This window comes from Dulcicalothrix desertica PCC 7102, from assembly GCF_003991905.1.
Lineage (GTDB): Bacteria > Cyanobacteriota > Cyanobacteriia > Cyanobacteriales > Nostocaceae > Dulcicalothrix > Dulcicalothrix desertica.
The window spans coordinates 63,317-89,509 of sequence record NZ_RSCL01000013.1 but is presented as its reverse complement, the minus strand read 5'-3'; the positions used below and the strand labels follow the sequence as shown (position 1 = coordinate 89,509).

Here is a 26,193-nt window from a genome sequence, read left to right as displayed (position 1 = left end):
TGTAGATAACCATCAATAAATTCGTAAAAACACACCGTTCTATTTTTGTAGTGTTAACCGTACATAAACACTATCTTGTAAGGATAATCTTATGGAGCGGCTATTGCGAACCGCCCTTACTACGCGCGTATAACTGTGACGGAACGTTTGTTTTTTGTGGTTGTAATTTGAGTTGATAGGCGTTCTTCTAAAGATGGCGCCTTTGTACGTCGGTCGAAAATAAATAACCAACCAGAGTCTAAGCCTAAGCGTGCTAAATATGAGTCTAATTGTTCAAGACCTTCTTGTTGGGGGTCGCCTTTTTTATTGCGCCAAACTTTTAATTCAATTCCTAATGTCACGCTTCCGTATTTTAAACATAAGTCCATGCGGTCGCTTCCAATGGCGTATTCCCGTTCGAGAGTTCCACCCCCGTTGACGACGCGATGTAAAAATGCCATTAGTACTAGATGCGGTGCGATTTCATGGTATACAGCACTACCTAGTAATGGTTCGCCATGCTGGCGCCAGAATTTTAAAAATGCTTCGAGTAGGGCATCGATATTTAATTCGCCTTCTTGAGTTAACCAAGTAGGTGCGATTTTAGGCAACGAAGCCATCGGTGTCACTGTTAATACTCTAGGTAAGACCTCGCGGTAAATAGGATTCGCAATTGTTAAGCCGCCTTGCGGATCCATTTTACATAAACCTAGGTCGAGAACAAATTGGATATCATCCGAAGGCACATTCCCTAGTTCCAATCCTGCTAACATTGGTTCGATGATTGCTCTTATTCTTGGTTCTCGAAGTCTTTCTGCAAGCGAGTCGAGATGAGTATCTTGACGTGCAATTAGTATTTCCTTGGCTTTTAAAATATGTTCATGTGTAATTGCAACCGAAGTATCTTTTACCATCTTTTCTACAACTTCTTTGGCAAGCGCGTTTACTAACCAAGGTTGCCCCTGAGTTAAATTAAAAGCTGTCTCGATAGCAATGGGAGTGAAAATTTGTCCTGTATCGTCAGTATGTTGCTGGTATAGTTCTTCCACCTCGGAAGCGTTGAAATCTCTCAGTATTATTGAGCTAACTTTAATATTAAATGGGCTTGATGTATTTAATCGCTCACTTCCACCCGATGCGACTTTGTAATCGCGTACATCTCGTAAACCAATTAATCCTACGGACAGCGGAAAATTTGTCGGACGGTCAGAATAACCGTCTCGTAACTGCCGCAACATAGAGATTAACGCTTCATCGTGTAGCGAGTCTATTTCGTCTATAAATAACACTAAAGGTTTTGGAGAAGCTTGTGCCCAACCTTGTAAAGCGGCTTGAATTCTTCGTCCTGGCGGAACTTCATCCCATGTGGGGGGTTGTAAATCAGCGGGTAAATGAAACTTGGCACGCGCTCGCCAAGAATCTAAAATAGCTAGTTCTGCTGCGCCTGGGTCATGACTATAGGGCGCCCCCACTTCTGCAGATACCATGATTGCTGTGTAGCTTCCACTACTCGTTAGTTCCTTGGCTAACGCTAGCATTGCAGTAGTTTTACCAGTTTGGCGAGGTGCATGAATCACGAAATAGCTACGTTGTTCAATCAACCGCTTTAAGTCTGGCAATCGACTAGTTGGCGACAACATGTAGTTAGTATCAGCTTGGCAGGGACCTGCGGTATTAAACCAACGAGACATGGATAATTAATATATTTACTTGTGGGCTGCGCGATTCGATGCTATAAGTTTAGCTCATAATGGGATTACCTTTAGTCTTCCATATTCCACTTACAGCGAGGCGCCTATTCCCAAATGATACGAACAAATAAGTATAAATACTATAACTTTTGCAGGGTTAATAAAGGTAAAAGAAAGCGATGCCCGCGCGCTGTGGATACAGTGATATTTTTATAATCAAACATTCATAGTACAATACAACTAATACAAGTAATTAAATTTATTAATGTTTGGCGAACCTATAGAACTTGTACTAACTGATTTATCACAAGGATTACCTGCTATTACTCCTGCACTTGGTGCCGTGCTAGCTGAAGCTTGTGCTGTATGCTTAGATGAACAGGGTCATTGTCAAGGTGTTGAGATTATAGTCAGCGGGGAATTTAGTGCTAAATTCAAGTTGCGATGGCAGACTGTTACATCACAAATGTTACGTTGCTGGAATGATGAGGAGTTTACAACTGAACAAGCGGCTTATGGTATTGCCTTTTTAATTATTAGGCAACTTACTAATTTAACCGTTATCGAACGTTCGAGTAAAGGTACAGGGTTTGATTATTGGTTGGGTACAATTGATGCAGAAGGAGAAACTCCTTTTCAAAACAAGGTTAGGTTAGAAGTATCAGGTATACGTAAAGGAGATAGTACCCGTGTTAAAGCTAGAGTAAAACAGAAGAAAGAACAAACAAAACCTTCAGATGGAAAATATCCTGCTTATATCATTGTAGTTGAATTTAGCACACCTTTATCTTTTGTTGCAGAAAAATGAGCAGTATTCAAGAAAAACATACAATAGCAATGGATTTAGCTGAGGCGGCTTTTGTTGCTAAACTTAGAGGTGATTTGGAACAAGCATCGCAACTAACTCGGCAAGCATTTGAGAACGAGCAAGCAGCAGCAACGTTAATTGCTAATCAATTAGACGCGGAACCAACACGCTCAGTTTTACATCGTAGTGCTGCAAATCTTGCTGTTAACTGTGGAGAATTGGAAGCGGCAGAACGTTTGATAGCTACAGCTTTATCTGGTAATCCACCGACTGAAATAGCTGAGGAATTAAAGGATTTATTTATTCAAATTAATTTACGTCCTTATTTACAACGCCACGGCATCAAAGTTGACAATGAACAAATTAATGCTTTGATTTTGAAAAATGTATCATGAATAAATACATAATTAGTTCTATTTTTCAAAAACTTGATCAAAACCGCCATAAAAATAATCTTAAAACTCAATGTTAATCCGGCGCCACTGCAGGATTTTGTGATGTGGTTGGTACTTACTGATTATTTGAGGCAGATTGGACAGAGGAAATTCAGACTAGTGGATGAGAAACGATAAACTTATAAGCCGCTCCCTAGAAATCTTTGGCCTCTCAAACAGTATCTGTTAAAGTAGGATAAAATAAAACTTAAATAATAAATATGCTTGAACAAATTAAAGAGAAAGAATCCTTACAAAATAACTCGATTGAGCCGTCTCAAGATTCGCTAGCGTCGATAGTGCTAGAAATAGAGAAAATTCCTCAAGAACACTGGTCAAATTTACTACAAATCATTCGTTTGTACGGTGAAAGTGTAAAAATTAAAACACCACCAGTCGATGCTGCTTCAAAAGTAATAGATGAATTAACAAATCAAGACCCAATAGTCAAAGCTGCACGACAGCAAGCGCTCCTCCAACTTTTGGAAACTTGGGCAGAAAAAGGAGATGAACAAGAGCAAAAAGAAACTTGGGCAATTCTTAGCCAAGCTTTAGGTGTGAATGACAGTAGCATTTCTGCCTAATTGAGCCTTTGTATGAGTACTTTTGTTTTGCTCGATTCTGGCCCCTTGGGGATGTTAACTAATCCTAAAGCAACACCGCTATGCGAAGAATGCAGACTGTGGTTTAGTAGTTTGGTTTCAAAAAACTATCAAGTAATTTTGCCTGAAATTACCGACTACGAGGTGCGACGTGAATTACTTCGTGCTGGTAAATTGGCTGGTATAAGACAGCTTGACTTACTGAAAACACTGATTCCATACCTTCCTATTACTACAGAAACAATGCTTAAAGCGGCACAATTGTGGGCTGAGTCCCGGCGTTCAGGAAAGCCAACAGCAGACCCTAAAGAACTTGACGGTGATGTAATTTTAGCTGCACAAGCAATATTAGTAGAAGACTTGGGGCACGAAGTAATAATTGCAACTACAAATGTTGGTCATTTGTCCCAGTTTATAGATGCTCGTGAGTGGCGTTTAATTTAGTTGACAATGGCGCCTTCATTACAAAAATACTGTTTTGCATAAGTAATATAAATACTAAGATAGTTTAAGTTAGTTCATATCTTGCGTTACTTCCACAAATCCAACCAAATCGCTTTCACTCATTGCCCACTATTCGTTCTCTTACTCCTCGCTGCTTTAGCAGGTCTAGAACGCTTTATTTGAAGATCGATCTTATCTTGCAGAGCGTCAACCAAATCTCCGGGTTTTTGCGGCATACGTGATAAACGCGCTTCTTTGGACAAGGGAAGTAGCTGTGGTTTATCAGGTACATTACCACGACCCGAATTTCGTTTATTTTGTTTATTTCGCTCGTTTTGCAATATTGCGACAATTATAAATACATGTTGTACCAAGTTGTCATTATTGTTTGCTTGGAAACACTCCGGCGCCGGAGCGTCTCTATATTGTGCGGCAATACTATATTTACTAACTTGGCCTTTTATTCTAATTGAAGCTTACGAAACTAAATACATACGACACTTTCTATCCTGCAAACGGGTAAAAAGTGAACTTTGTCATGCTGAGGAACGAAGCATCTTAAAGATTTACGTTTACTTGAAAAGTATAGTTTTAAGCCGTTTTGAGTATACCAACCAAAACGTCAAACAGGCAGTACCCATGAGCGAAGATGCCGCTATCCCCGTCCGTAGCAGTCAAATTTTGGCATCCTACTTGCAGAAAAACGTTTCTCACGGAACGTTTAAGCTGATTTCAGATGATACAGAGGGCGAGATTGTCACTATACCAACGACGGCTTTAAATTTGCTCGTAGAAATTTTGACACAGATGGCTGCTGGTAACACTGTTAATGTAGTTCCTATTAAACAGGAACTTAGCACCCAAGGAGCTGCCAACATTCTGCTAGTTTCCCGTCCTTATTTGGTAGATTTACTGGAGTCTGGAAAGATTCCTTATCGTAAAGTGGGGACACGTCGTGGGAGCATCCAGTTTTGGCAGAAACACCACAACTACAGGGCAAACGCATCTAAATTCTGTAAGTCTTACATAGCAAGGGTTTTAAATTTTAGTTACAAAACTAAACAATGTCTGAAACCTTTACCTAGTAAGCATTTTAAAAATAAGATGCGTTTGCCCTGACCACAACTAAGGGCGCCTATCCGTGAACACTCTAATCTTAAATATAGTTAGTTATAATACTCACCACATATACTACAAAACCATCTCAAACCTTATTCAATTTTACACATCTAATCAATAATTATTCTTAATATATACCAAACATTAACCTAAAAAATAATACTAACAAAAACTATATTCAATAGAAAGCGGAGGTTATAAGCTTTAGCTTGTAACGATGCCACGGCGCCTGTAATCAAAGCATAAGAATCTGTTGATACTGTAAAATAACAGTACAGCATCATAATTTGTTTGCAATATTTCTATATTTTATGGACACCAGCGTGCAGCAACGCTCATGCTTCTGAGCTTTTATAAAGAGATTAAATTCAAACGTTAAGTAAACCGTTTAAATAAGCACAACGCACTCCTAAAATTTGGTTAACACTCCCAATATTCCACTTCGCCCCAGAAATTTTAATTCTTCTTCCAATTTGTTTAATTGCAGATTCTACGGCTCCAGAACCAATCGAGTATATTCCTTCAGCTTGATAATAAGCGTAATTAACAATCCTTGATTTATGCTTGTCAATATAGGCAATAAAGTTTTTTGCTTGTTTGCCCCTTAAACCCGTAAATAATGCTTTAGTTTCATCAACAGAACCTTGCCGTAAAAGAGTCTCAGCAGCTTTTAAACGTTTTAAAGAACCACCAACTTTATAAAGATTTTCTTTTAAGTGGTACCAATCTAATATTTCCAATCGCTGAAACTCCAAAGTCCCAAATTCTCTCGCTATATTCCAAACTCCGTCATGACCATCTCCCAAACAAACTAATGGATTTACTAAGGGCTGACTATTTACATAATCAATTAATGATTGGTTATCATTAAAAAACGCAGCAGTCGGGAATTCCTTGAATGCGAATCGCTTTATAATCTTTCCAGTCAAAGCCTTATGCATGGTTGTCCACGTAGTCTTACTTTTCCACCATCTACACTTACTTCAGAAATACTTTGCTCTGCTTGTGGTAATTGAAATTCATGTTCTAAAACTAGTTTTTGTTGTGTTGAGTGTCCAACTTTAACACCTGTTAATACTTCAACCTCTATTTCTGCTTTCTGATATGATTCATTAGCTGATATCCTTAAACAAAACTTTTCAAGCAATGGACTTAATCTACTTCTTGGCTTCAACCCGAGTCTCTCTAACTGTTTAGCTTTCAGTTTGAGTTCTCCAACAATACTTTTTATTTTTCTTTTCTTGCCTACTTGCCTTCCAGTTGTTTGTTCAACAAAAAAAGGGCTATTTCTGGACTTACATACTTTAATACTTGACTGCGTACAGTTTTTTCTATACCTTCAAGGTCTGTCAAATTAGCTTTGTCTGCTTCTTCATACAATATTTCTGCCACTTCTTTTAGGCAAGCATTAAGACGTTCTTGTTTATCTTGATTCATAACGGTTTCTGCACACTTTTACTGATTAGACGCATTATCTCATAATTGATGTATTTTTATGTATTAGCTTCCAAAATATTTTAGAATATCATTACTTATTAATTTGACTCAGGCGCCGTGGCATCGTTACAAGCTGAAGCTTATAACCTCCGCTTGTGTTGAATACAGTTTTTATTAGTATTATTTTGTGGTTAATGTTTTGGTAGATATTGAGAATATTAATTAAATTTGTGGATGAATATTGTACGGTTAGTAAGTAGTAAATGCCGTATTTTTTGTGATTAATTATACTGCTAAATCGAGTGCTTGTCTCTCGTACCACATCGTTTTGGCAGAAGCCTCCTGCGTTCTGATTCAGGCGCCATGGCATCGTTATAAGCTTCAGCTTATAACCTCCGCTTGTGTTGAATATAGTTTTTGTTAGTATTATTTTTAGTTAATCTTGGGTATATATTGAGAATAATTATTGATTAAATGTGTAAAATTGAATAAGATTTGAGATGCTTTTGTAGTATTTGTAGTAAGTATTATAACTAACTATATTTAAGATTAGAGTGTTCACAGATAGGTACCCTTAGTTGTGGTGTTTCTGCCAAAACTGGATGCTCCCCACGTCGTCGGATTCTTGCCCAAGATGTTATTGATTATAAAAATAGAATAGATGCAGCACGAATGCAAACTTTAGCTGAGTAGGAGAGCGCAAGCGCAAGAACTAAATATGGGGTATTAAGTTAGAAAACAGCTGAATAATATTATTTATTCAGATAATATTCTTAACTGTTATATTCAAGCGCAGTCGTGATTTTAAAACTGCATAAGTCGCTTTTACTTGTACCCATATATATTATTTGGGCTGGATAAAATAACCAATTAAGTTATCTACCCAAAGGTAGATATTTTACATTTATAGTTTGTTTATATAGATTTTTTATAACTAGTTGTGCAAGAATATTTTTGTTGTATTAATTATTTCTGAAGCTGCACATTGCATTGAGCCGAGATGCTCTCTTCTAAGAAGCAAAAATCTTTCTTTATATCCATAGAGAATTCGATCGCTTTCCTCGGACGCTTTTACCAGTTTCGGAGAACCTAATTGCTGAAAGCCTTTCGGAGCTATTCTTCCGTCTTATGAAAAAATTAGCTGATTTCAAAATAGTTGTTCGTCACGAAGACTTAAATCCACCCTCTAAGCTTAGAGCTTTTAGGAATATAAAACACAAAGCACTCAATGTAGTGAAGTCTATTGCGCTCACGGCTGGATGCATTACCTCCGGAGTAGTCGCAGGAACAGCAGCTCAAGCAGAGACTGTACATAAAACCTTTAGCTACGGAGATAGAGGTTCAGGTATAGCAACATTGCAATCTAAATTAGGAGGTATCGCCGTTGATGGGATTTTTGGTCTTGAGACCTTAAGAAAACTCAAATCTTACCAAGCAGCGCGCGGGTTGGCAGTTGATGGTGTTGCCACACCTAAAACTCTTGCACGTATTGGCTTGCTTAAGCTAGCTCAAGCTTCCAACCAAGCCCCCCTACAGCAAGGAAAGCTGAAATTGATCAACGATCTACCAAGGCCAATGATTATCTATTTGAAAAAGCAAGGGGATGTGAGGTATTCCAGATATGCCTACCTGCGTGGATGCACAGAGAGAACACTCGACGCACAATATAGTAGGAGTTGGAATGTCAGCAATGATCTTGAGTCATGGCATGGACTAAATGTTCATCGTGGAGGGGTTTATTATGTGACAGCGAGTAGTATGGAAAAAAATAAAGAAGGAGTAAAGTGTCTGGGGTATATAAAATTAAAGGAGAGTATAAGAAAGCAAGACGAGGAGGAACACGGACAACGGGCAACACAAGTATCTTTTTTATCACCTCTAGACGATGCGTTGAGGGCGATTCGTATTGGTGACGATGCACTAGCCCACGTAGCTAATAAAGGGATAAAACAAACGGACGAAGGCTTTAGGTTGGCACAAATGAGCAAGCGATATATAAGTCCAGAATACCAGGAAGTAAACAAAGCATACAAAGCGACAAAAGTTATAACCGACGATATAATACTACGCGAGAATCAGACAATAGTAAACCTCATATGGCAAGCCAAACAGAAACAGAAAAACCTTATCAAAGAATATTTGCAACTGAACGGAGACACAAACAATTTCAACGATATAGAAAACTTTACACAGACATTGATTAATGCGAGTGTATTGGAGGGCACAGTAGACCCAAAGACCTTGAGGCAACAATTGTCTGAGTTTTTCAGAGTGAAATGTAGATACCAATTACAAACAGTAAAGGTGGTAGATGCATTGGTAAGCAGTGCGGTGCATGTGGCAAATATCACCAGAAAAATCAATACTATGAGTACGAACAACAAAGTAGTCAAGTCGCAACCGTTGGTGGTGCAAGCAGAGTTAACTCCCCGTGAATCGCTCGAAACGATCTTTAAAGGGGCGAATTGTATAAAGAATGAAAAAATTCGGAGAACAGAAATGGTACTGAGTTTCGCACCAAGGCAGTAGTAAGAGTGATGGCGTGTGGTGGTGGAGTAGGAGAATAAAAAATCCTTACCCCAAATCAAACATAATTCCCAAAACCGATAGCATCCCGACTTTAATAGCTCTTGGAAAAGAGGTTTTTCCTCAAGCCATCATCGCCGCATCTGCAACACATCCCCATTAAAATGATGATGGGCACGTTTTTCACACAGCCATTGATAAGCTGTTTCTAAAATTTCATCTGAGGGGATTTGTTCGAGCAAGGGCAGACTTGCTCGTAGTTTTTCTGGGAACCATTTCTTGCCAACATTATTCGTGTGTTTGTCTCAAATGTATAGAGATAAATTAATTCATAGTATATTTCTCTAAGTGATACGCTCTACTCATCCTCAAATTTTATATTATTAAGTTGTATGTAATTTTGTATACGGATACAAGCAGTTTCTATCAGTTTCTCAAGACTTAAGTTATAAGTTTGTATTATTCTATAGCTTTCATACCTTTTATTTATACGAGTTGCCATAGCAATTCCTTTTCCATTGGAACTAAAAGCAGCAGCCTCAATATCTATATCCAATGCTTGTTTATTCAATGTTTCAATGCGCTTCTGACAAGTTCCATCGATGCTCCAGATATCTATGTAACCAGGTTGGTTGATGGAAACTATTATTTTATCTTCATAGCAAAATTTTAAAGCATAAATCTTACCTGTAGTCTCTTTACACCAACGCTCAATTAAATCATTATGGACAATACTACTTCCAACATCAGAGATTGTATAATCTGCTTGATTAGCATCGAGATTCCAAAGTTTTATTGTGCCGTCATCACTACCTGAAACAAAAAAGTTACCATCGTCGCTAAAAGTAATTGCTGTAATTTGCTCGTGATGCCCAGTCAATGTTTTCCATAACTTTACATTCAATGTATCTAGCTCTCTATTTATTCGCCAAAGATTTATAGTATTATCTTTGCTGGTTGTTACAAAGATATCTTCTTTAGGGATAAAATTAAGGCTATTAATTACCTTTTCATGCTTGATAATCGAACGAGCTTGGATCATCCCATCTAAGCTATATAGCTTTACTTCGACCTCACCCTGACTCGCCACTGCCACAATGATTTCATTATCTCTGCTCAATTGAACATCGCAAATGTCGCTTGTATTATCAATAGATATTTTCAGTAGTTCTCCGGTAGAACTCCAAAACTTTAAATTTCCGTTCGTTTCTACCGTAGTAACAATTTGATTACCCGCGCTAAAACTAACTTTCTTAACTTCAGCCCTCGTGTGTCCTTCAAATCTGTCTTTAAAAGACCAAAACTTAACTGTTCCGTCATTGCTGCTAGAAAGCAATTGGGAGCCATCTAATGTGAAGCTAATCCTATTGATCCCATCTTTATGCCCTGCTAACTTATATAATCTTTGCAACCGATGACTAGCTTCGGTGATTGAAGTATCCCAAAGATTAATAATGCCATTGGTATGAGATGATGCCACTATCTTACCATCAGGGCTGAAAGCAACAGAGCTTATACTTGCCTCTTCATCCGTAAACCCATTGTTCCTAATTTTGCTGCAATCTTTACTGATGAGCCAGATGTAAAGTTTCCCATCCTTACCCCCTGAAACTAAAGTTTTGCCATCAGGGCTAAAGTCAATTGCTGAAATTTCGCCTTCGTGTTCTGGATCAAATTCTTCAAATTCCAAGAGACTATTACCTTTGCTTGAGACAGCTTGATTCTCTCTATCTTCGTAAACTTGATATTCCAAAATCTTTATATTACCCTTTCCGGTTTTTCTGTTCTGATAAACAAAAGCGATAAGTTTATCTCTTGAGCTAAAAGCTACATTTCCAACAGGATGATTATGGGTGATAAACGTTCTGATAAATTTGCCTCCCCGTTCCCAAAAATTTATATTTCTATCTGAGCCAACAGAAACCAAGACATTTCCACCAGGGCTAAAGTTTATACAAATAACTGCGCCGCTATGCTTTTTTGCATGACCTTGAGTTTTATAGAAAGAATGCCAGCCGTTATCCTCTTTTCGATAGAACTTAATTATTCCATCATTTCCACCAGTAACAAGAGTTTTCCCATCTGGGCTAAAAGCTAAATCGTAAAACTTATCTTCATCTTCTTGATCTTCTTCAAAATCTATTGGCTTTCCAGCCCAATGCCATAAGCTAATTTTGTCATAAGATTGACCAGATAGAGTAGCAATGACTTGGGCTTTTTGGTTACAACTGAAATTGTTTACTGGTTCTCCTATATTAATGCTATTAAGCTCTCCTAATTCACTCAAGAAATGGTTAAACATAATTATAAAATAGAGTTCTTTATACTCAGTAATTTTGGTACCTTTCTGCAAAAAAAATGCAGCTTCAATCATCTTGACCATTGCATCAAGTCTATCGTTTGCATTAAAGAGTTTTTGTGATTGTTCAGTATAAAGCTCCACATCTTTTTCCAATTTTTCTCTTGCCTGTATTTTGCGGTATTCCACGCAAGCCTCAACAAAGTCTATCTCTAATTTGTTTAGCCAATTATTTTCAGATTTAGCTATGTTTTCTAACAATTCAATACGAGGGTCTTGTTTCCAGAGAAATTGAGGGTCTTTAGTACTGTTCCAATCAAGCGTAGGTGCAGCTAGGCGCTTTTGAAGCACTAAATTTTCTTGCTCCACTGCGATCCATTCCTTTAATAAAACCCATTCACGTATTAGAACATCATGGGCTGGTTCAATATATTTATCTGCTTTCTGGTTTGTGCCTCTTACAAATAAGCGAGCATCCACAAAGCGATTAATTACTAATTTGCAGATTTTGTTGTTTTTTTCATCAGCATATACCAATTCAGCATCTAGAACTGCTTGCTTAGTTGGTACACCGCCATCTAGAGTAACCATCCGCAGCATCGTCCAACGTAGCATTGTTTGGCGAGCTTGCGCTTCTAATTGATCGATCTCGACTGCTTGACCATTGTCATCAAAGTCATCTTTTAGATTATCGTATTCTTCAGTTGCTTTACGTGTGAGAGCTTTGGTAACACCTCCCAGTTCGTCATAGTCGTGCCATCTTAGTGTTCGATCGTTTCGCGCTTTTTCAACAGACTTGCAGTAAAGCTGACTGAGGGTGAAAGATAAAAGCGGTAATACTCCTGATGTATCGCCAATGTCATCAAGCAACTGATTAACTAAACTTTCACCATTTTTCTCTTCAAAATTCAACACTTGTGCTAACGCGGGTTGTTCGATCGCCTCACGCAACTGGTCGCGCGCCATTGAAGTTACGGGAAAGCAAGCCTTTTTCCAATATTCTTGAAGCTGCTCGCAGTTCTCGAAGTCGTGTCTAAAATCATCGCGCAGTGTCAAAACTAACCGAAGTTGTTGGGAACAGAATTTCAAGGCTGCTTGTAATGCGTTTGGGAATTGCTTTCTTTCCTCCTGATGGCATTGAGTGATTAATTCTTCAAACTGATCGATAACCAAAAGTATCTTTTTATCTTTGACATAATTCTCAACAAATTTACCGAACTTTTCGCCATCTTTTTGCCATTCTTCACTCCAATCCTGAATTTTTTTGTTGCACTCCTTATAGAAACTAGTTAGTTGCTTTTGTTCTTCAGAATTTAGTAGTTGCTTTTGTTCGGCGGAATCATTATTTTGTTTAAGCTCGTCAAAGTTATCCAACACTAGCCGACTGCGACTAAGCCCCATTTTCCGCAGTTCTTCAAGAGTTGTTTTTCCTATTCGATCTCCACACAGTTCTTTGAAGCGAGCGAAGTTCTTGATAATGACTAACAGCTTGTCTTCTGGAGCAGTTCCCCGCCACTGGGCGAACAAATTGTTCAAATTATTGTCGTTAGGAGCTTTTTTACGTGCCTGCCGCAACACAGCATCTATCTGTGTTAAAGGCTCAAAATCCGGATCGCTATCTTCTAAGGTAAGAGGTAACACTGCTTTTGCCAGAGCCTTAAAAGGTGTAACTCCAGGACGAATCGGTTCAAGTAGGCGCCATTGTGTTGGATTCTCACGCAGTTTTGGAATTAAACCTGCTTGAACTAAGCTAGATTTTCCTGATCCAGAAATACCTAAAACAACAGTCAGTGGCTGATTTTTATAATCTATCTTCTCATATAAACTGTCGATTTCTTTACTGCGCCCAAAGAATAATCGGCTATGGGCTTCTTCAAAGGACTCCAAACCTCGATAGGGATTGTTATCCTTGTTGAGATTGATGGCTTCAGGTAGTTTCGTTGGATCGAACTCTCCAGTTTGAAAAAAGAACTCTCCCTTGTCAAGTGTGGGTAAGCACCAAGTACGAGAAACTTGAGGCTTATTCTGCTTTTCTGTAAGTTCACGTAATTTTTCGCTCAGATACAAATTAAGCTCTGTAACAGTTGTAATTCCATCTTTGGTACAGTCTGCATCTCCTTCTTCTAACGCCTTAAAAAGCAACCAAGCAAAAGGAGAATGGTTATAGTTTTCATATGTCCCTCGATCATCTTTAAGCTTCCTTACGGCTTCAAGTATATCTAAGGCTTTCTGATCGTGGGCAGCTGAGGTAATGACTTGTCCGACTTTTTCTTTTTTATAGCGATCGTAGCGCTCTTTGGAAAGTTCTTCTGGGCTGGAGCCAAGATCTCTCGTCCCAAAACGAAATGCGCCTGCATAGCAGCAGTCTAGGATAATTAATAAATGATGGCACCCAAGTTGGGTTAGTACATCATGAATTTCCTTCATCGACAGGTACTTGTCATGCCTGTTAACTTCTGCGTCTTGTGGCAATAAGTAACCTGCTTCGCCATCTTCTCCTTGTGGAGCAGTTCCATGTCCTGCAAAATAAAACAGCAATCTTACCTGTTTATTTTTATCTTGCTTAATTTTTTCAGACAATTCGGTTTTTAGGTAATTCCAGATATTGTTCGATGTTGCCTGTTTGTCGATGAAAAGTTTAACTTGATAATCGTGCTTTGTCTCCAAAATCTTAGCGAGTCGTTCAGCATCGCATCGTGCCGTTTTAAGTTCTGGGATGCCGTTTTGATATTGATTAATACCGATAACAACAGCAAGGTCATCATCGAATGGACGAGGATTTGGCGAAGATTCAGGCATAATACTATCTTGCTGTAATTGGTATGGATTGTTGACTCAGTGCTTGACTAATTGCTATAGAAAGTGCGTTCAACCCTTCTCGATCTGTAAAGTAGACCAGATGATCGCAGCCGATCTCTAGAACTAGGGGTTGCGGTGATCGCCCCTCTGGAACCTGCTTGATGCTATAGACCGTAGCAGCAATGTCATTAGGTTGTCCAAAGAACGGTAGCGCGACTGCATGACTCATCAACTTCTCCATCAGTGGCTTCAGGCGATTTGAGTCCACGGCTATTGAGGTATTGCCTGCCAAGATGGTGTAGGGAATCTGCGGATCGGGACTGGCGCCTAATGACTTGAGAAATTCCGATCCCGGCTGTATCTGATCCAGCGTGGTATCAATTGTCTCGATTGCCGCAACTAAACTCCCCAGTACTTTCACAGGCCAAGCAACGGTTGTCAGGCTATTCAATAGGAGCGCTAGAGCAGCAGTACCCCAAGCTTGGACTGTAGGCCAAGGAGATCCGCCATTCGGGGTTCCCAACATAATTAAATGGTTGGCAATCGCATTGCCGCCTTCCCGTTCGATAAACCAGCGTGCCACCAGTCCGCCCATTGAGTGGGCCACAATGTGGAGGACTTTGCCGTGATTATGCTCGAGCCCAACTTCTGCGAGTTTTTGCTTCAAGCTGCGTGCATGGGTCTCAATAGACGTATTCAAGCTTTCATAGTCAAAGGACAGTACCAAGTCATATTGATCCCCCAGAGATTTTTGCTGTCCGTTCCCTGTAATTTGAGCATTCCGAACACTGGGCGCCATACTCTCGGTATCACCAATAAAGCCGTGGATGTAGAGTACAATACGCTTGGCTGTGGCAACGAGTTGCTTGACATTCTTTTGCTCCCTATCATAGGCAACCGTTCCATCAGGACTGACGTTAACCGCCGCTAGAATTGGGTAGGGAAACTCTAACCCCAGCTTTTCGCTCACCACTTTTTGGAAGAAAATACGAATCGCTCCAGTTAGGTTGCGCTCTCCTTGGCTCACGGGATCTGGCAATCTTTCTATTATAATCTCGGTTTTACCCGCCCTCGTCCGTCCCAATCCCAAGGGCAGAAAGAATTCGCCGTCATGGGCGATCGCTAACACCCGCTCTCCCTCACGCACGGTTGTATCTACTGATAGCTTCAGGGGTTGTTGGGGAGTTACCGTGGCAATTGTCTCTGCATCTACATGACTGAGTTCCAAAGCACTCAACCCTGGATCGCTGCCACGACTAGTCGTAAACTGAAACGGTTGAGTCACCGCAGAATTTTCCCGAAAGATGATTGGCAAGATTCGGCTGCCCAAATCTCGCGTAGATTGCGTGACGGTAGTTAGGCTTGCCTGAGCCTTTAAGCCAGGATGCGGTTGTAGCATTACCCCAGACCCTAAAGAGATCCCCTCTCCTTTAATGTCGTTGGGAATGACTGTGGAATTTAATGGTCGCACAGTCGTAATGCTAACCTGGCTACTCACCCAGTCATCGTAAAGCTCTTCTTCTTCGGGAGCCGCTCCAAGTTCACGCAATTGCACCCGCCGCATCAAGCGATTCAGTGTTCCTTGACCTCGTTGAGCAACTCGCGCGTCACGGGAAGGGGGTAAGTCTAAATTTCCTTGTTCGAGTAATGTGGCATCAAATTCAGCCGTACTGACAATCAGTTTAAGCAGATCTTTCTTTTCGGTAATTTCTTGCTTCCACAGTTCTTTCGGCACCTTGGCATAGATTAGATTTCCCCCTAACGCCCACGTTTCTTCTCCCGAAGCGAGCCAGACTCCGCCGCCACTAAACAAATTTGCATCCACCGCATACTGATCGGTTAAATCCAGAAGCGCACAGTAGAGAGGTTCATTGCTGGTATTTTTGAGCTTGACCCTGAAAGTCGGTTGTTCCCACTTACCATTTTTCAATTGATACTCTAGACGAATCTGAGCCTCTTGGAGTTCTCGCCCCTCTTGGAACAGAGACATTTGCACCGCACCCGGTTGAATACGGCTCTTGGCAGGATTCGAGAGTTCAGCGATATTTGTCCAGCGAGCCATATGTTCCAATCGCTGAATCGCTTGCATGGCACTTGCAGCAGTATAACCCTGAATTTGAGCAACTAGTGGGCGATCGTCGGCGGGTCGGGAGATCAGATATTGCCCGTCACGAGCCATTAACTTAAATTCCGCCGCTTCAACTGTGGTAACTTCGGCAACGTACAGTGATGGTTGCTGCCCCGAACCAATTTTTTGCAAAGCGGCACGAGCTAATTCAATTCCGTCTGCATCCCCGATCATCAAAATGCCTTTGGGTGGTAAAGGCAGACTGGTGATGACTGCTTTATAAGTTGTTTCTGGATTTAAGTTCTCGATGTCGCTGATCTTAACTATACTAAGTTGCGGCAGGATATTGATGACTTCAGCACGCCCAATCGGTGCTGGCAATTGACATAGTTGTTCGGGGGGACTGTCAAAGGGAAACAAAGCCAGTAAGGTAGTTTGTCCTCCGGTGGGTTGAGGAATCCCATGCACGGCGCCACCATCGATCACCCAACCGTGTTTTTTGTCATAGCTGACGGTAAAGTAGGGAGTGGAGGGGGCGATGGCGCCTCCCAAAAACGGCTGGTCTAGATCTTTCAAATTGGTGGCTTCAATTTGAGGCGATTGATCCGTCACTTTTGAGCGTACTAAGGCATTTGTGTGTTTAAACAAATTGCGATAAGTCAGGCTGCCATTGGCTTTTTGCAGCGTATCCAGCAAGAAGTAGGAGAACGCCCCCCGATACTTCCCCTCTCCGGTGTATTCTTTAGCAAGTTCGCTGTCGCGGCAAGCAGATAGGACAATGTGTTTGCCTTTCGGTAATGTCCAGCCACTCGGATTTACCTCTGGATTAGGGGAGGCAACCGCCAAGTGTTTAATGTCTGCCTCGGAGAAAATAAAGCTATCGAGGGGACGTTCACGGCGATCAATCGAACATTTGCGAACAGCTGTGTCTCCGTCTAAATCGCCACGAGTCGCTGCCCCTGAATGGCAACAGTCCAAAATGATGGTAATGTGAGGTTCTTTCTGGTCAACCTCAGCAATCAGCGTTGCCAATTCCTTATCGGCTAAACCCCAACCACCTGAATCTTTACTGTTGTCATAATCATAACAAGCCAGGATTTCATCCAAGCGATCGGGTTCCAATGCCCAAAAGGCTTCAGGGGAGACTTGCTGTCCGCCATGTCCAGCATAGTAAAATAAGGCAACATCCTCTCTCTCTGCTTGGCACAGGTGTTGGCGGAAACCCTCAATAACGAATTGACGAGTAGCTTCTTTATTTAGCAGGGTGCGGAGATGGAGCTGATAACCATCAGTCGCAACTCGCCCTTTTAGATAGGCTTCGACTGCACGAATGTCGTTAACACAACCCTTTAACGGAGAAACACTAACGTAGTCGTCAATGCCAACAAGAAGTGCATAAAGGTTACGAGTCATAATCTTCTCAAAAGTAAAGAGGTTAGACGTAGTTTAGATATAAATAGTTATGTAGTGCATTATACTTTGTTACAGCACCTCCCTTAACGATTTATTCTGTTCCGGATTACAATCAAAGTGCTTGTGCTTGTAAAAACACAAACACTTCGCTCTACCCTTTACTCAGGGGATTAGAATCATCTTTATCCATTACTAAATAATTATTTTATAAAAGTTTACAATTCTTGAGTCAGTAAATTTATTTATAAAATAAACTATATCAAATGCTTATATCCCACATTCCACACCCACTGGCGCCACAATAAATAGTTCCTCAAATTCATTAGTCCAGATATCCGTACTAGCAGTAAACTAGAATTTCCTCAAAAGCCTTGATACAGAAGTGGCTTTGCATAATCGCCCCCGTAATGCGGGAACCCAAACAGGTGAAACGGTGATAGTATCGTTGTAGGGTTAAAGAACGATAAAGTATATTATCAATATTAAATTACAAAATTTTCGATTACGCTGAAATTCTCTAGAGTTATTTTAACGCTAAAATGCTCCCCAACGGCGCCGCTCAACTTTAGTTGAATTGCTTTGTTATCATTTTTGGCTTTAGCTTCGATAACAGAGGCGCTATCTTCATCTAAAATCATTACGTGTAATGATGGTGGTAAATATTCTTGGTCTTCTAAAGGATACAAATCTAAATAAACCTGCATTTTTTCCACATCGACTTCATCTTGTTTTACCCTCATGACTATCACTACTGATTCATTGTGTGTTTCTATACCAAAGTTAATTAACTTAGCTCTTTCGACTACATCTAAAATTGGCTGTTCAAAATTTGTAAATTCCCAAGCAGGTTCAGCGAATAAAAGCGTTTATACAGGTTGCCAACCAAAGTCATAAATTTTTTTCACGCCATTTTCTCAAACTTACAATCTTATTTTTACGTAATCTTGTATCTTGCAGTTTTTGAGAATTCATCTGCTCAAATTCAAGAGAATCTAAATATTCTAAGAAATGTTCTAGTGACTGTAATTCGTTAATAGGCAAATTATCTGTAGATACCTCCTTCAGAAATCCGAGAATTTTTGCTTTTCCCAATAATGCGTTTATTTTTACAGCCAAATAGCCAATTCGCTCTGACTGTGCTTCTGGTGGTACATATATCCATTGTTCATTTTCTAAGACTGGACGACACTCTAGCTTTCCCAAATTTTTAACTACTAAATCAGCTACATTTGTTAACATAATTTGGGCTGGGTTCATGCTATCGCTTTCTTTGATATCAGTCTCTACTCCAATACAGTCTAAATAATATTTCACAGACCATACAGCTAAACTATTTAGATACACTTGCTGACTTTTCTCTGGAGTTACTTGCTGCTGTGATAACTCCTGTGCCAGCTTTATAGCAGCAGTCGATATTGGACTTGTAAACGTATGAAAAGTATTTACTTCATTCATGGTAGATTTAACTATCGATAGTCAGACAAATAAGCTGTTTAATTCATCACGAAATTTATCCAGGCGCCGTTGGTAAAAGTTACTTAAAGTTGGTATTGGTACACATAGCTCTTCTGATATTTGCTTCCAAGATGCTCCAGATATTTTTTTTAGAGCGATTTTTTGGAAGGTGACATTTGGGTTGCTTTTCATTTGAGATTGTTTAAGAATTCCTTTGGGGTCTGTTTCTATATACCTTCTGACTTTTTGAAATCGCTCAATAATATCTTTCTCATAGTTGGTGCCATGAAAATCATATGAAGGTAAATTGTCCCAGAAAGATGGTTCAACAGATATCTCATTTTTTTTACCCATTATCGTTCGAGCCGCTTCTCGGTAAAATCGTTTGATTAATAGCGTGTTGACCCAAGCCATGATATCACCACGTGTATTGTCATACTTGTCAATGTTGTGACAAAGCCATAAAGATAAATTTTGTAACCCCTCTTTACGTATTTCATCATGAAGCGATGCAGGTAGTCCCATGTTTGGACGGCTAAGTTTATTGGAACAAAAAATACTATTGATAAGTATTGATAAAGCTCTACGCCTTTCTGTTTTGCCTACTGGATGCTGCTTTGCTTCTAACGCTAACATTCCTAGCTGGTTATTCATATAAGCTTCTAATTATATATTTGGTCTGAACTTTGAACTTTATCCAGATATTTGGAGAAACTTTACAAAACTTTTCTTGTGGGGTGGGCATCCTTGCCCGCCCTAGATATTAAATGGGCAAGGCGCCTTGGATATTGGATGCTTTTAAGATTTGACGGCTGGGGACAGCCGTTCCACAAGAGTAATAGTTTCTACTTTGAATATATTTGTTGTACTGAGATTCTTGCTACTTCTCGTAAAGTCTGAGTGATAGAGTTTGCTTGTATGCACAATCCAATACTTAATGAGGCAAGAAATCCGATTAGTAGATATATAGCCTGATTCTGAGATTTAAATTTCTCTACTCTTTTTACAGGTAAGTTAAAAGTTGATTTAAGTTCTTTAAGAAGCTGTTTTTCTATACAAGGACTCCAGTAATTATTACTATACAGTTCAGTATTGGATATAATAAATCTACCTAAATGTCTATTATGATAATTTTCTTGTTGTGACATATTTATCCTCCAATTAGCTGTTAATCACTTTTAAAAACTTAATTAACAAGTTAAAGAACGAGCAGCAGACCTTAAAGACTAACTTCAATTCCTAATTCACTTCTCCATTGCAATAGTGGCTTTTCCCAATTTTCTTCCCACTTTTGAGCAAAAAGGGGTTTTGCTTTTTCACCCATTTGATATCCCAAAATTATTTGTTTTAATAAATTAGGCAAAGCTTGCGGAGAAGTCGCAAGTGTTGCTAACATTGCTGCTCCTACTAGAAAAACTGCTAAATTTCTGCGCGTTTGAGCTAATTCAAAAGCTTTAAGTCCTATTTCTCCATTAGTATCTGTCTTAAAACCTGTAACTACGTGCCATATGTCATGTGTCTGACGTACACGTAAAAGGAAGTAACTAACATTATCTTCCACTTGAATCGTGCGATAAAAGCTAGGGTCAAAACCTGCTTTTTGAATGTAAACAGCATAAGCATACCCTAATGAATCTTGAGGATATTGTAATAATGCTTCAATATCTGGAGGTGGTGCTATATAACGTTCTTGAATGAGTTGAGCTACTTCGGGTTGAGTGTTTAGCCACTCTAGCGCTAGTAAACTTGCTTTAGTGTCACGCAACCCATCCTCTAAATCATAAATATGGTCAAGGTTTTCAGGTTCTCTCACTAGACAAACTATTGAGCGCAATATCGTTTTTATATTAGGGTGAATTCTTCGCTTTTCTACAACCAACATGGCAAATCCTTATTTGGTAAGCTTAAAAACTCTTTGCTATCAATTATACACGCCTAAGTTATTATTATATTTTAACTTTTTTGTCGCCATTAAAAAGTTTTAAAATAGCTGATGGAGCATTATCTAAACCATCAACAACATCAAAAGAACAAACTTGGAGTGCTGTATTTAATCCCTTAATACGAATTAAAGCAGTCCATTCCTCTATAGTTGAGAGCAATTGGGAAAATTCTAGATTTTGAGAAGGGTAAAACTCACGGGTCGTCACGAAGTTCGTAAATCACAACTTTCTTAACCATTGTCTACATAACTAAAGTAGTATTTTTAGAGTTTGTTAATACTAAAATTGGAGGCTTCTTTATCAACAGAACTTGTAGTTGAGCTAATCCTTTTACCTGTGACTACCATCTTGATAGGAGATGCAGGCGCCGTTACTAAACCACGGCGCCCAGCTTTTACGTCACGATTATCAGTCAAAGCCAATGAACACTCAGAAAGTATCTTGACGAGTGCGACTTTCATTTCAAACATCGCAAAAGCGGCGCCTATACAACGTCTGACACCACCACCAAAAGGTAAAAACTCGTAGGGAGAAAATTGACGAGCTAAAAAACGTTCTGGCTTAAACATATGAGGTTCAGGGTATAAATCCTCACGATGGTGTGTCAAATAGATATTTCCGTATAATATAGTACCAGGCTCTAAATCATATCCACACAGATTTACAGGCGTTTCTACTACTCGTGGGAAAGTAAGCATTCCTACTGGGTATATCCGTAAGGTTTCGCAACAAACCGCATTTAGATAAGGTAATTTATTTATGGCAGTTGCGTCTATATCTTGACCTAAACTATCTATTTCTTGAAGTAACTTCTCTTGTACCACAGGTAATTTGTGTATCCAGTATAAAGCCCAAGCTAAAGCAGTAGCAGTTGTTTCCTGTCCTGCTATTAATAGTGTTAACAGTTCATCACGTAATTCCTGGTCGGTCATTGACTCACCCGCTTCATCACGAGCGGACATAAGCAGACTTAGAATATCTGTTCTAGATAAATCTGCTTGCTCTTGACGGCGTGACTCAATTTCCTGATAAATGAGTTGATCTATTTGTTCAGTGCGTCGCAGATGCTTACCCCAAAGACTCCAGGCACCCCAATCTTTTTGCAACACCGGGAAGTAAAGCATTATAACGCCACCAAGAGAACTGCTGTTATTTACCATTGCATTCAAAAAGCCTTCCAATGTTTTGGCACGCTTATCGTCATACAACCCAAACACAGCTTTAATAATTGTTCTTAGGGTAATACCTTGAGTAATATCTCGCACAGAAAAGGACTTACCTATTTGTAATTCACCCATTACCTCTTCTGTAATATCACTAATTACCTGGGTATAGCTACGCATCCTTTCGCCGTGAAAAGGAGGTGTGAGTAGCTGACGTTGGCGTTGATGCTGTACTCCACTTAAAGTCATTAGAGAATATTTTCCAACCAACGGTTCAAATATACCATTCTGTTCTCCTGGGGCAGAAAACTGCTTGGTTGAATCACCAGTTAAAATTTCCTGCAACGCGATTGGATTACTAACAAATACTACAGGGGCATATTTTTCACCAAGGCACAAAGTAAATATATCTCCATAGCGCTTGGCACACTCGGACATCATAGACAACGGATTTACAATCCATTGCATCATTTGTAGAAAAGCAGGCGCCTTGGAACCATTTGGTAATTTTGTATTGTTTTTAGTCATATTTACATGAAATTAAATACTTTTATAATCTAGTGTTCTTGTGGGATGGGCATCCTTGCCCGTCCTATATCCAAGGGCGGGCAGGGATGCCCACTCCACAAGAGGAGTGTTTTGTTGGGTAAGTAAATAGGTTTTAATATAAATTTTGACACTTATTTTGCAGTATGACACTTAACTTTAGTTAAGTTGTCAGTTACATAAATATTAAAAACTGAGAAATTCCTGAAATGTAAGCAAATTGAGGGCGCCTGCATCTTTTAATTTCATACAAAAGTTGCTCGTTAACTTCGACCAAAGGCGCCACTTCTATAAATGGACGTTCAGCACAAGAACGCACAATATCGCAAGTCTGTGTAACCACAGCAAAGCCTCTAACCTCCGATTCTACGAGGTCTGTGTCTTCTTGTGCGTTAGCGATGGAATCGGGTGTTAAAGGATATTGAGGATTAAAACGTTGGACAAACCAATATTCTCCTAAAACGCAATCACCTTGACACCACTCCTTAAGTATGTTATCAATTTCCACAAATCTAACCGAGTCGCTCTCATTCATTGCTCACTACTTTTTCTTTTGACTCTTTGCTGCTTTAACTGGCCTAGAGCGCTTTACTTCAAGCTCAACTTTGTCTTGGAGTGCATCAACTAAATCTTCGGGTTTTTGCGGTGCCCTGGATAAACGTGCTTCTTGGGATAAGGGAAGTAGCTTTGGTTTATTAGGTGCGTTACCACGACCAAGAATCTGTTTAACTTCTTCGTATTTACCTAACATTAATAAATCGAACAGAGGTTTACCATTATTATCAGGTTTTAGTAAGAGACTACGATTTAGACTTGCACTGCCTCTGTCAATATATTGGATAGTACCTAATAACCGATTCAAGTTCTCCTCATTGAAGTGCGATAGTGGCTGTCCACTCGCCCAAAAATGAAGGCTTCTGCGTGAAACATTAAAAAGTTTCGCAAGTTGTTCCCATGTTAAGCCACTCAACCTTCTTAGCTCGTTGAGAGCTTTTCGTGTGACTTCACCGGAACAAGCTGATGGTAGGGTCAGCCCACTCGTCGTCATCTCGCAAGCAGCAATTAAATCAAAATTGATTGTAGTGTCCGTAGCTGTACTAGGATGAGCCATTAAAATTCTACAGCCAGTAAACCTATAGTTATGTAGATGTCTCATAGCTCCTAGTGCAGAAGTTCCAGGTAACTTGTTAGGGTTTACGACTGAGAAATTACTCACAGTTCCCCTCCAAAGCGCCGTAAAAATTCATCTTGTACTGCCCATCGGAAAAAAGTATAAATTCTTTCAGAAAAACGCTGTGCTTCACTTATCAGCCCCTCAACACTAAATTCTCTATTCTTTGACAGCGACATATCTAAATCAAGTATCCAGCTAGGCTCTTCGATAGGCTCAATCGCATCTGGATCAAAAGTTATACCTTCAGGCAGAAGCCCCCATCTTGCTATTATTTCCTCGCCTCCATCGGGAATAATAAACAAAGATTCATTAACTGTTTGACGAATATATTCTTTGAAGTCGGCAGCCGTAATACCAGCTATCTCTGGTTTTACTAGTGAGGATATATTTAAAGCATTCTCTCCACTGAGCCTATGAATATATCGCAATCCAAACCGTTCAATAACTTTTGGGTTGATATTTTCTTCAAGAAGCTCAAATATGTTTTGTAAATGCTGTATAAAATCTTTACGATTAGAGTAAGCAGTTGTCTCAAGCGCCATAAAGTTAGGCGCCAACGAAACGCGCCAATTATTTGTTGCGTCTAAAAAGCGCCAAGTGAGTTGAGATGTAGTTTGTACAGAACCTTGAGAACTCAGCACCAAAGCTTGAGTTTGTTCAGACCTTAGAATCGGATATTTTTCTCGGATTGCTTCTTGCAACGAAGCAACAAAGTCTTTTTTTTCAATCGAAAGAATCGGTGGGAAGCGCACTTGCGAAATTACGCGAACTAGAGGTGCTTCCTTTTACCTATTTTATCTGGTAACAATAAAAGCTTTTTTTGAAACAGAATTTATAGTTTGATTTAACCTTTTTACCTATAACTACCATATTTATGGTCGATGTAGGCATAGTTACCATACTATATCGTTTCGCCCTAACTTCACCATTATCAACTAAACTTAACGAATACTCATATACTATCTTAGTTAGGAGTAGGTAAGTTAATTCACGTTGATTACTATGTTGCGGAGGTTGAAATATTTTGCTGGTCTACCGTCTAAGCTTTCGCTCTCTACTAACCCAAGTTACGGGTTATCCTCTCCGTGTGCAAAGTACGCGGAGTCGGTACTGGCGCCCATCAAAAATTAGGTAGATGTGAATCGCACAACCACGACTTAAACTAACGATAATCACATAAGTACGCTAGTAGTCTTAAAGTCAGATATATGACTTACTCTATAAAAGCTGATTTAAGAGAGAATGCAATAATAAAAGCTTCAAGTTTAAGTACGAAACCTTTATAAGTAACTGCGTGAATGTAACTAGCAACTTATGTTAATAAATTACCAGCATATCAAACGGTGCCACCGCAAACGCCCTCTGATGCAACAGGCAAGGATGCCTATTCCACAAGATGGAGGATTAAATTTTTTGAAATCCCTTAGAGTAAGCCAAAAAATGAACGATCCTGTGGTGTCATGAGTCGCGAACGAAGGGCGCAGTTTTCCCGCTTTCGCGCGCATCTTAAAGCGCCACTTAAAAGTAGTTTTACCACAGGGAAGCATCTGGACAAGATTCTACCCTTCGGGAAAACTCCGTTTACGTTTACACTGCGTTCGCTTGGGACCGAAAAGCATTTTTTTCGTGGAGTTCTCTACATGATGAGGAAGCTTAGGTGGACATCCTGTAAAAGCTCGATATGGACGGGCTAGAAGCCCATCCCACAAGAGTGACAATATAGTATTTTTTTACTTACTGTTTGTTATTGATATCAGATATGAAGAGAATTTTATTTGATTTGATTTAAAAACCTTTGGTAGAGATGCGATTCAATCGCGTCCCTACATTTTCATTCATACAATAATTCAACGATGCCGATATTTTAAATACTAAGAATAAAAAAATTTAGCTTTCTTTATCTACAGTAACAAGGTTAGATTCAGAATTTTTCTTAACACTAGTCACACAAGATTTGATGTGCGCTCTAATTGCCTGCTCATAAACGACAGTCTGCTGTGTGCGTATCCCTATCGGCTGATAGACTAAGGTAATTTCTGGAAATTCTCCCCAAGACATTAAAAATATGTCACTAGCTGGAGTAATTATCTCATAATTATTTTCTTGTTTCTTCTTTTTGAGTTTACAGTTATTCAGTTGCAATTTTTGTCTAAATAATTTTTCAAAGTCAGAAATGAGATTTGAAGTTACTATCATACATATACACGTTAAAACGTGGCATTGAGGAAATGAATATCCCGTGATATTAGTGAGTATAACATCTTAGCTACACCGAGAGAGTTAATTCTCTATA

Annotated in this window: 20 protein-coding genes and 3 pseudogenes; 6 read left to right on the top strand and 17 right to left on the bottom strand. The window is 39.5% G+C overall.

Annotated elements, in window-relative coordinates; all coding sequences use genetic code 11:
- Positions 1 to 119: 119 nt before the first annotated feature.
- Positions 120 to 1,670, bottom strand: a complete 1,551-nt coding sequence (locus DSM106972_RS25910) for an ATP-binding protein (RefSeq protein WP_127083407.1) — start codon at positions 1,668 to 1,670, stop codon at positions 120 to 122.
- A gap of 265 nt (positions 1,671 to 1,935) precedes the next feature.
- Here DSM106972_RS25910 and DSM106972_RS25905 point away from each other — a divergent pair, with 265 nt between their 5' ends.
- From DSM106972_RS25905 to DSM106972_RS25890, 4 genes are all read left to right on the top strand, one after another.
- Complete coding sequence (locus tag DSM106972_RS25905; protein WP_127083406.1) at positions 1,936 to 2,478, top strand: hypothetical protein; 543 nt, start codon at positions 1,936 to 1,938, stop codon at positions 2,476 to 2,478.
- Positions 2,475 to 2,873: a hypothetical protein gene (locus tag DSM106972_RS25900; RefSeq protein WP_127083405.1), complete on the top strand. Its 399-nt coding sequence runs from the start codon at positions 2,475 to 2,477 to the stop codon at positions 2,871 to 2,873. Before DSM106972_RS25905 ends, DSM106972_RS25900 begins: the two co-directional genes overlap by 4 nt.
- A 260-nt stretch (positions 2,874 to 3,133) precedes the next feature.
- Positions 3,134 to 3,496 (top strand): hypothetical protein, encoded by a 363-nt coding sequence (locus DSM106972_RS25895; protein WP_127083404.1) that lies wholly within the window; start codon positions 3,134 to 3,136, stop codon positions 3,494 to 3,496.
- Positions 3,497 to 3,508: 12 nt separating this feature from the next.
- Positions 3,509 to 3,958: a type II toxin-antitoxin system VapC family toxin gene (locus DSM106972_RS25890; protein ID WP_127083403.1), complete on the top strand. Its 450-nt coding sequence runs from the start codon at positions 3,509 to 3,511 to the stop codon at positions 3,956 to 3,958.
- A gap of 119 nt (positions 3,959 to 4,077) precedes the next feature.
- Here the strand turns inward: DSM106972_RS25890 and DSM106972_RS53875 are convergent, their stop codons facing one another.
- The gene (locus DSM106972_RS53875; protein WP_127083402.1) at positions 4,078 to 4,332 is read right to left on the bottom strand and encodes a hypothetical protein; all 255 of its coding nucleotides are present in this window, start codon (positions 4,330 to 4,332) and stop codon (positions 4,078 to 4,080) included.
- A gap of 1 nt (position 4,333) precedes the next feature.
- On the opposite strand from DSM106972_RS53875, the gene DSM106972_RS52700 reads away from it, so the two are divergent.
- Entirely contained in the window at positions 4,334 to 5,077 is a 744-nt protein-coding gene (locus tag DSM106972_RS52700; protein ID WP_186538544.1) for a MerR family transcriptional regulator, read from the top strand.
- 368 nt (positions 5,078 to 5,445) lie between these two features.
- Here the strand turns inward: DSM106972_RS52700 and DSM106972_RS25875 are convergent.
- Positions 5,446 to 6,514: pseudogene (locus DSM106972_RS25875) on the bottom strand (ISKra4 family transposase).
- A 1,128-nt stretch (positions 6,515 to 7,642) separates the two neighbouring features.
- Here DSM106972_RS25875 and DSM106972_RS25865 point away from each other — a divergent pair.
- Positions 7,643 to 9,043 carry a peptidoglycan-binding domain-containing protein gene (locus tag DSM106972_RS25865; protein ID WP_127083401.1) on the top strand — a complete coding sequence of 467 codons (1,401 nt, stop codon included), beginning with the start codon at positions 7,643 to 7,645 and terminating at the stop codon, positions 9,041 to 9,043.
- A 355-nt stretch (positions 9,044 to 9,398) separates the two neighbouring features.
- Here the strand turns inward: DSM106972_RS25865 and DSM106972_RS25860 are convergent, their stop codons facing one another.
- The 14 genes and pseudogenes from DSM106972_RS25860 to DSM106972_RS25790 all read right to left on the bottom strand — a co-directional run bounded on the left by DSM106972_RS25860 (position 9,399) and on the right by DSM106972_RS25790 (position 26,096).
- Positions 9,399 to 14,138 (bottom strand): nSTAND1 domain-containing NTPase, encoded by a 4,740-nt coding sequence (locus DSM106972_RS25860; protein WP_127083400.1) that lies wholly within the window; start codon positions 14,136 to 14,138, stop codon positions 9,399 to 9,401.
- 4 nt (positions 14,139 to 14,142) lie between these two features.
- Positions 14,143 to 17,619 carry a DUF7379 domain-containing protein gene (locus tag DSM106972_RS25855; protein WP_127083399.1) on the bottom strand — a complete coding sequence of 1,159 codons (3,477 nt, stop codon included), beginning with the start codon at positions 17,617 to 17,619 and terminating at the stop codon, positions 14,143 to 14,145.
- A 482-nt stretch (positions 17,620 to 18,101) separates the two neighbouring features.
- Entirely contained in the window at positions 18,102 to 18,368 is a 267-nt protein-coding gene (locus DSM106972_RS25845) for a DUF1822 family protein (protein ID WP_233787276.1), read from the bottom strand.
- 139 nt (positions 18,369 to 18,507) lie between these two features.
- Positions 18,508 to 19,074: a DUF1822 family protein gene (locus DSM106972_RS25840; RefSeq protein ID WP_127083397.1), complete on the bottom strand. Its 567-nt coding sequence runs from the start codon at positions 19,072 to 19,074 to the stop codon at positions 18,508 to 18,510.
- A 21-nt stretch (positions 19,075 to 19,095) separates the two neighbouring features.
- Positions 19,096 to 19,728, bottom strand: coding sequence for a sigma-70 family RNA polymerase sigma factor (locus tag DSM106972_RS25835; RefSeq protein ID WP_127083396.1), 633 nt, complete (start codon positions 19,726 to 19,728; stop codon positions 19,096 to 19,098).
- 191 nt (positions 19,729 to 19,919) lie between these two features.
- Complete coding sequence (locus DSM106972_RS25830) at positions 19,920 to 20,222, bottom strand: hypothetical protein (RefSeq protein ID WP_127083395.1); 303 nt, start codon at positions 20,220 to 20,222, stop codon at positions 19,920 to 19,922.
- A 71-nt stretch (positions 20,223 to 20,293) separates the two neighbouring features.
- Positions 20,294 to 20,956: a Coq4 family protein gene (locus tag DSM106972_RS25825; protein WP_127083394.1), complete on the bottom strand. Its 663-nt coding sequence runs from the start codon at positions 20,954 to 20,956 to the stop codon at positions 20,294 to 20,296.
- 64 nt (positions 20,957 to 21,020) lie between these two features.
- Complete coding sequence (locus tag DSM106972_RS25820) at positions 21,021 to 21,224, bottom strand: hypothetical protein (protein WP_127083393.1); 204 nt, start codon at positions 21,222 to 21,224, stop codon at positions 21,021 to 21,023.
- Positions 21,225 to 21,280: 56 nt separating this feature from the next.
- Complete coding sequence (locus DSM106972_RS25815; RefSeq protein WP_127083392.1) at positions 21,281 to 22,708, bottom strand: cytochrome P450; 1,428 nt, start codon at positions 22,706 to 22,708, stop codon at positions 21,281 to 21,283.
- Between the two features lie 193 nt (positions 22,709 to 22,901).
- Positions 22,902 to 23,261, bottom strand: coding sequence for a hypothetical protein (locus DSM106972_RS25810; protein ID WP_186538546.1), 360 nt, complete (start codon positions 23,259 to 23,261; stop codon positions 22,902 to 22,904).
- 6 nt (positions 23,262 to 23,267) lie between these two features.
- A complete protein-coding gene (locus DSM106972_RS25805) occupies positions 23,268 to 23,942 on the bottom strand; it encodes an XRE family transcriptional regulator (RefSeq protein WP_233787277.1) in 675 nt (224 codons plus the stop codon).
- Positions 23,939 to 24,670: pseudogene (locus DSM106972_RS25800) on the bottom strand (TIGR04255 family protein); the annotation flags it as partial. The pseudogene DSM106972_RS25800 and the gene DSM106972_RS25805, both read right to left, overlap by 4 nt.
- Positions 24,671 to 25,113: 443 nt before the next feature.
- Positions 25,114 to 25,200, bottom strand: a pseudogene (locus tag DSM106972_RS56155) (IS982 family transposase); the annotation flags it as partial.
- 587 nt (positions 25,201 to 25,787) lie between these two features.
- Positions 25,788 to 26,096 (bottom strand): hypothetical protein, encoded by a 309-nt coding sequence (locus DSM106972_RS25790; RefSeq protein ID WP_127083390.1) that lies wholly within the window; start codon positions 26,094 to 26,096, stop codon positions 25,788 to 25,790.
- Positions 26,097 to 26,193: the final 97 nt, after the last annotated feature.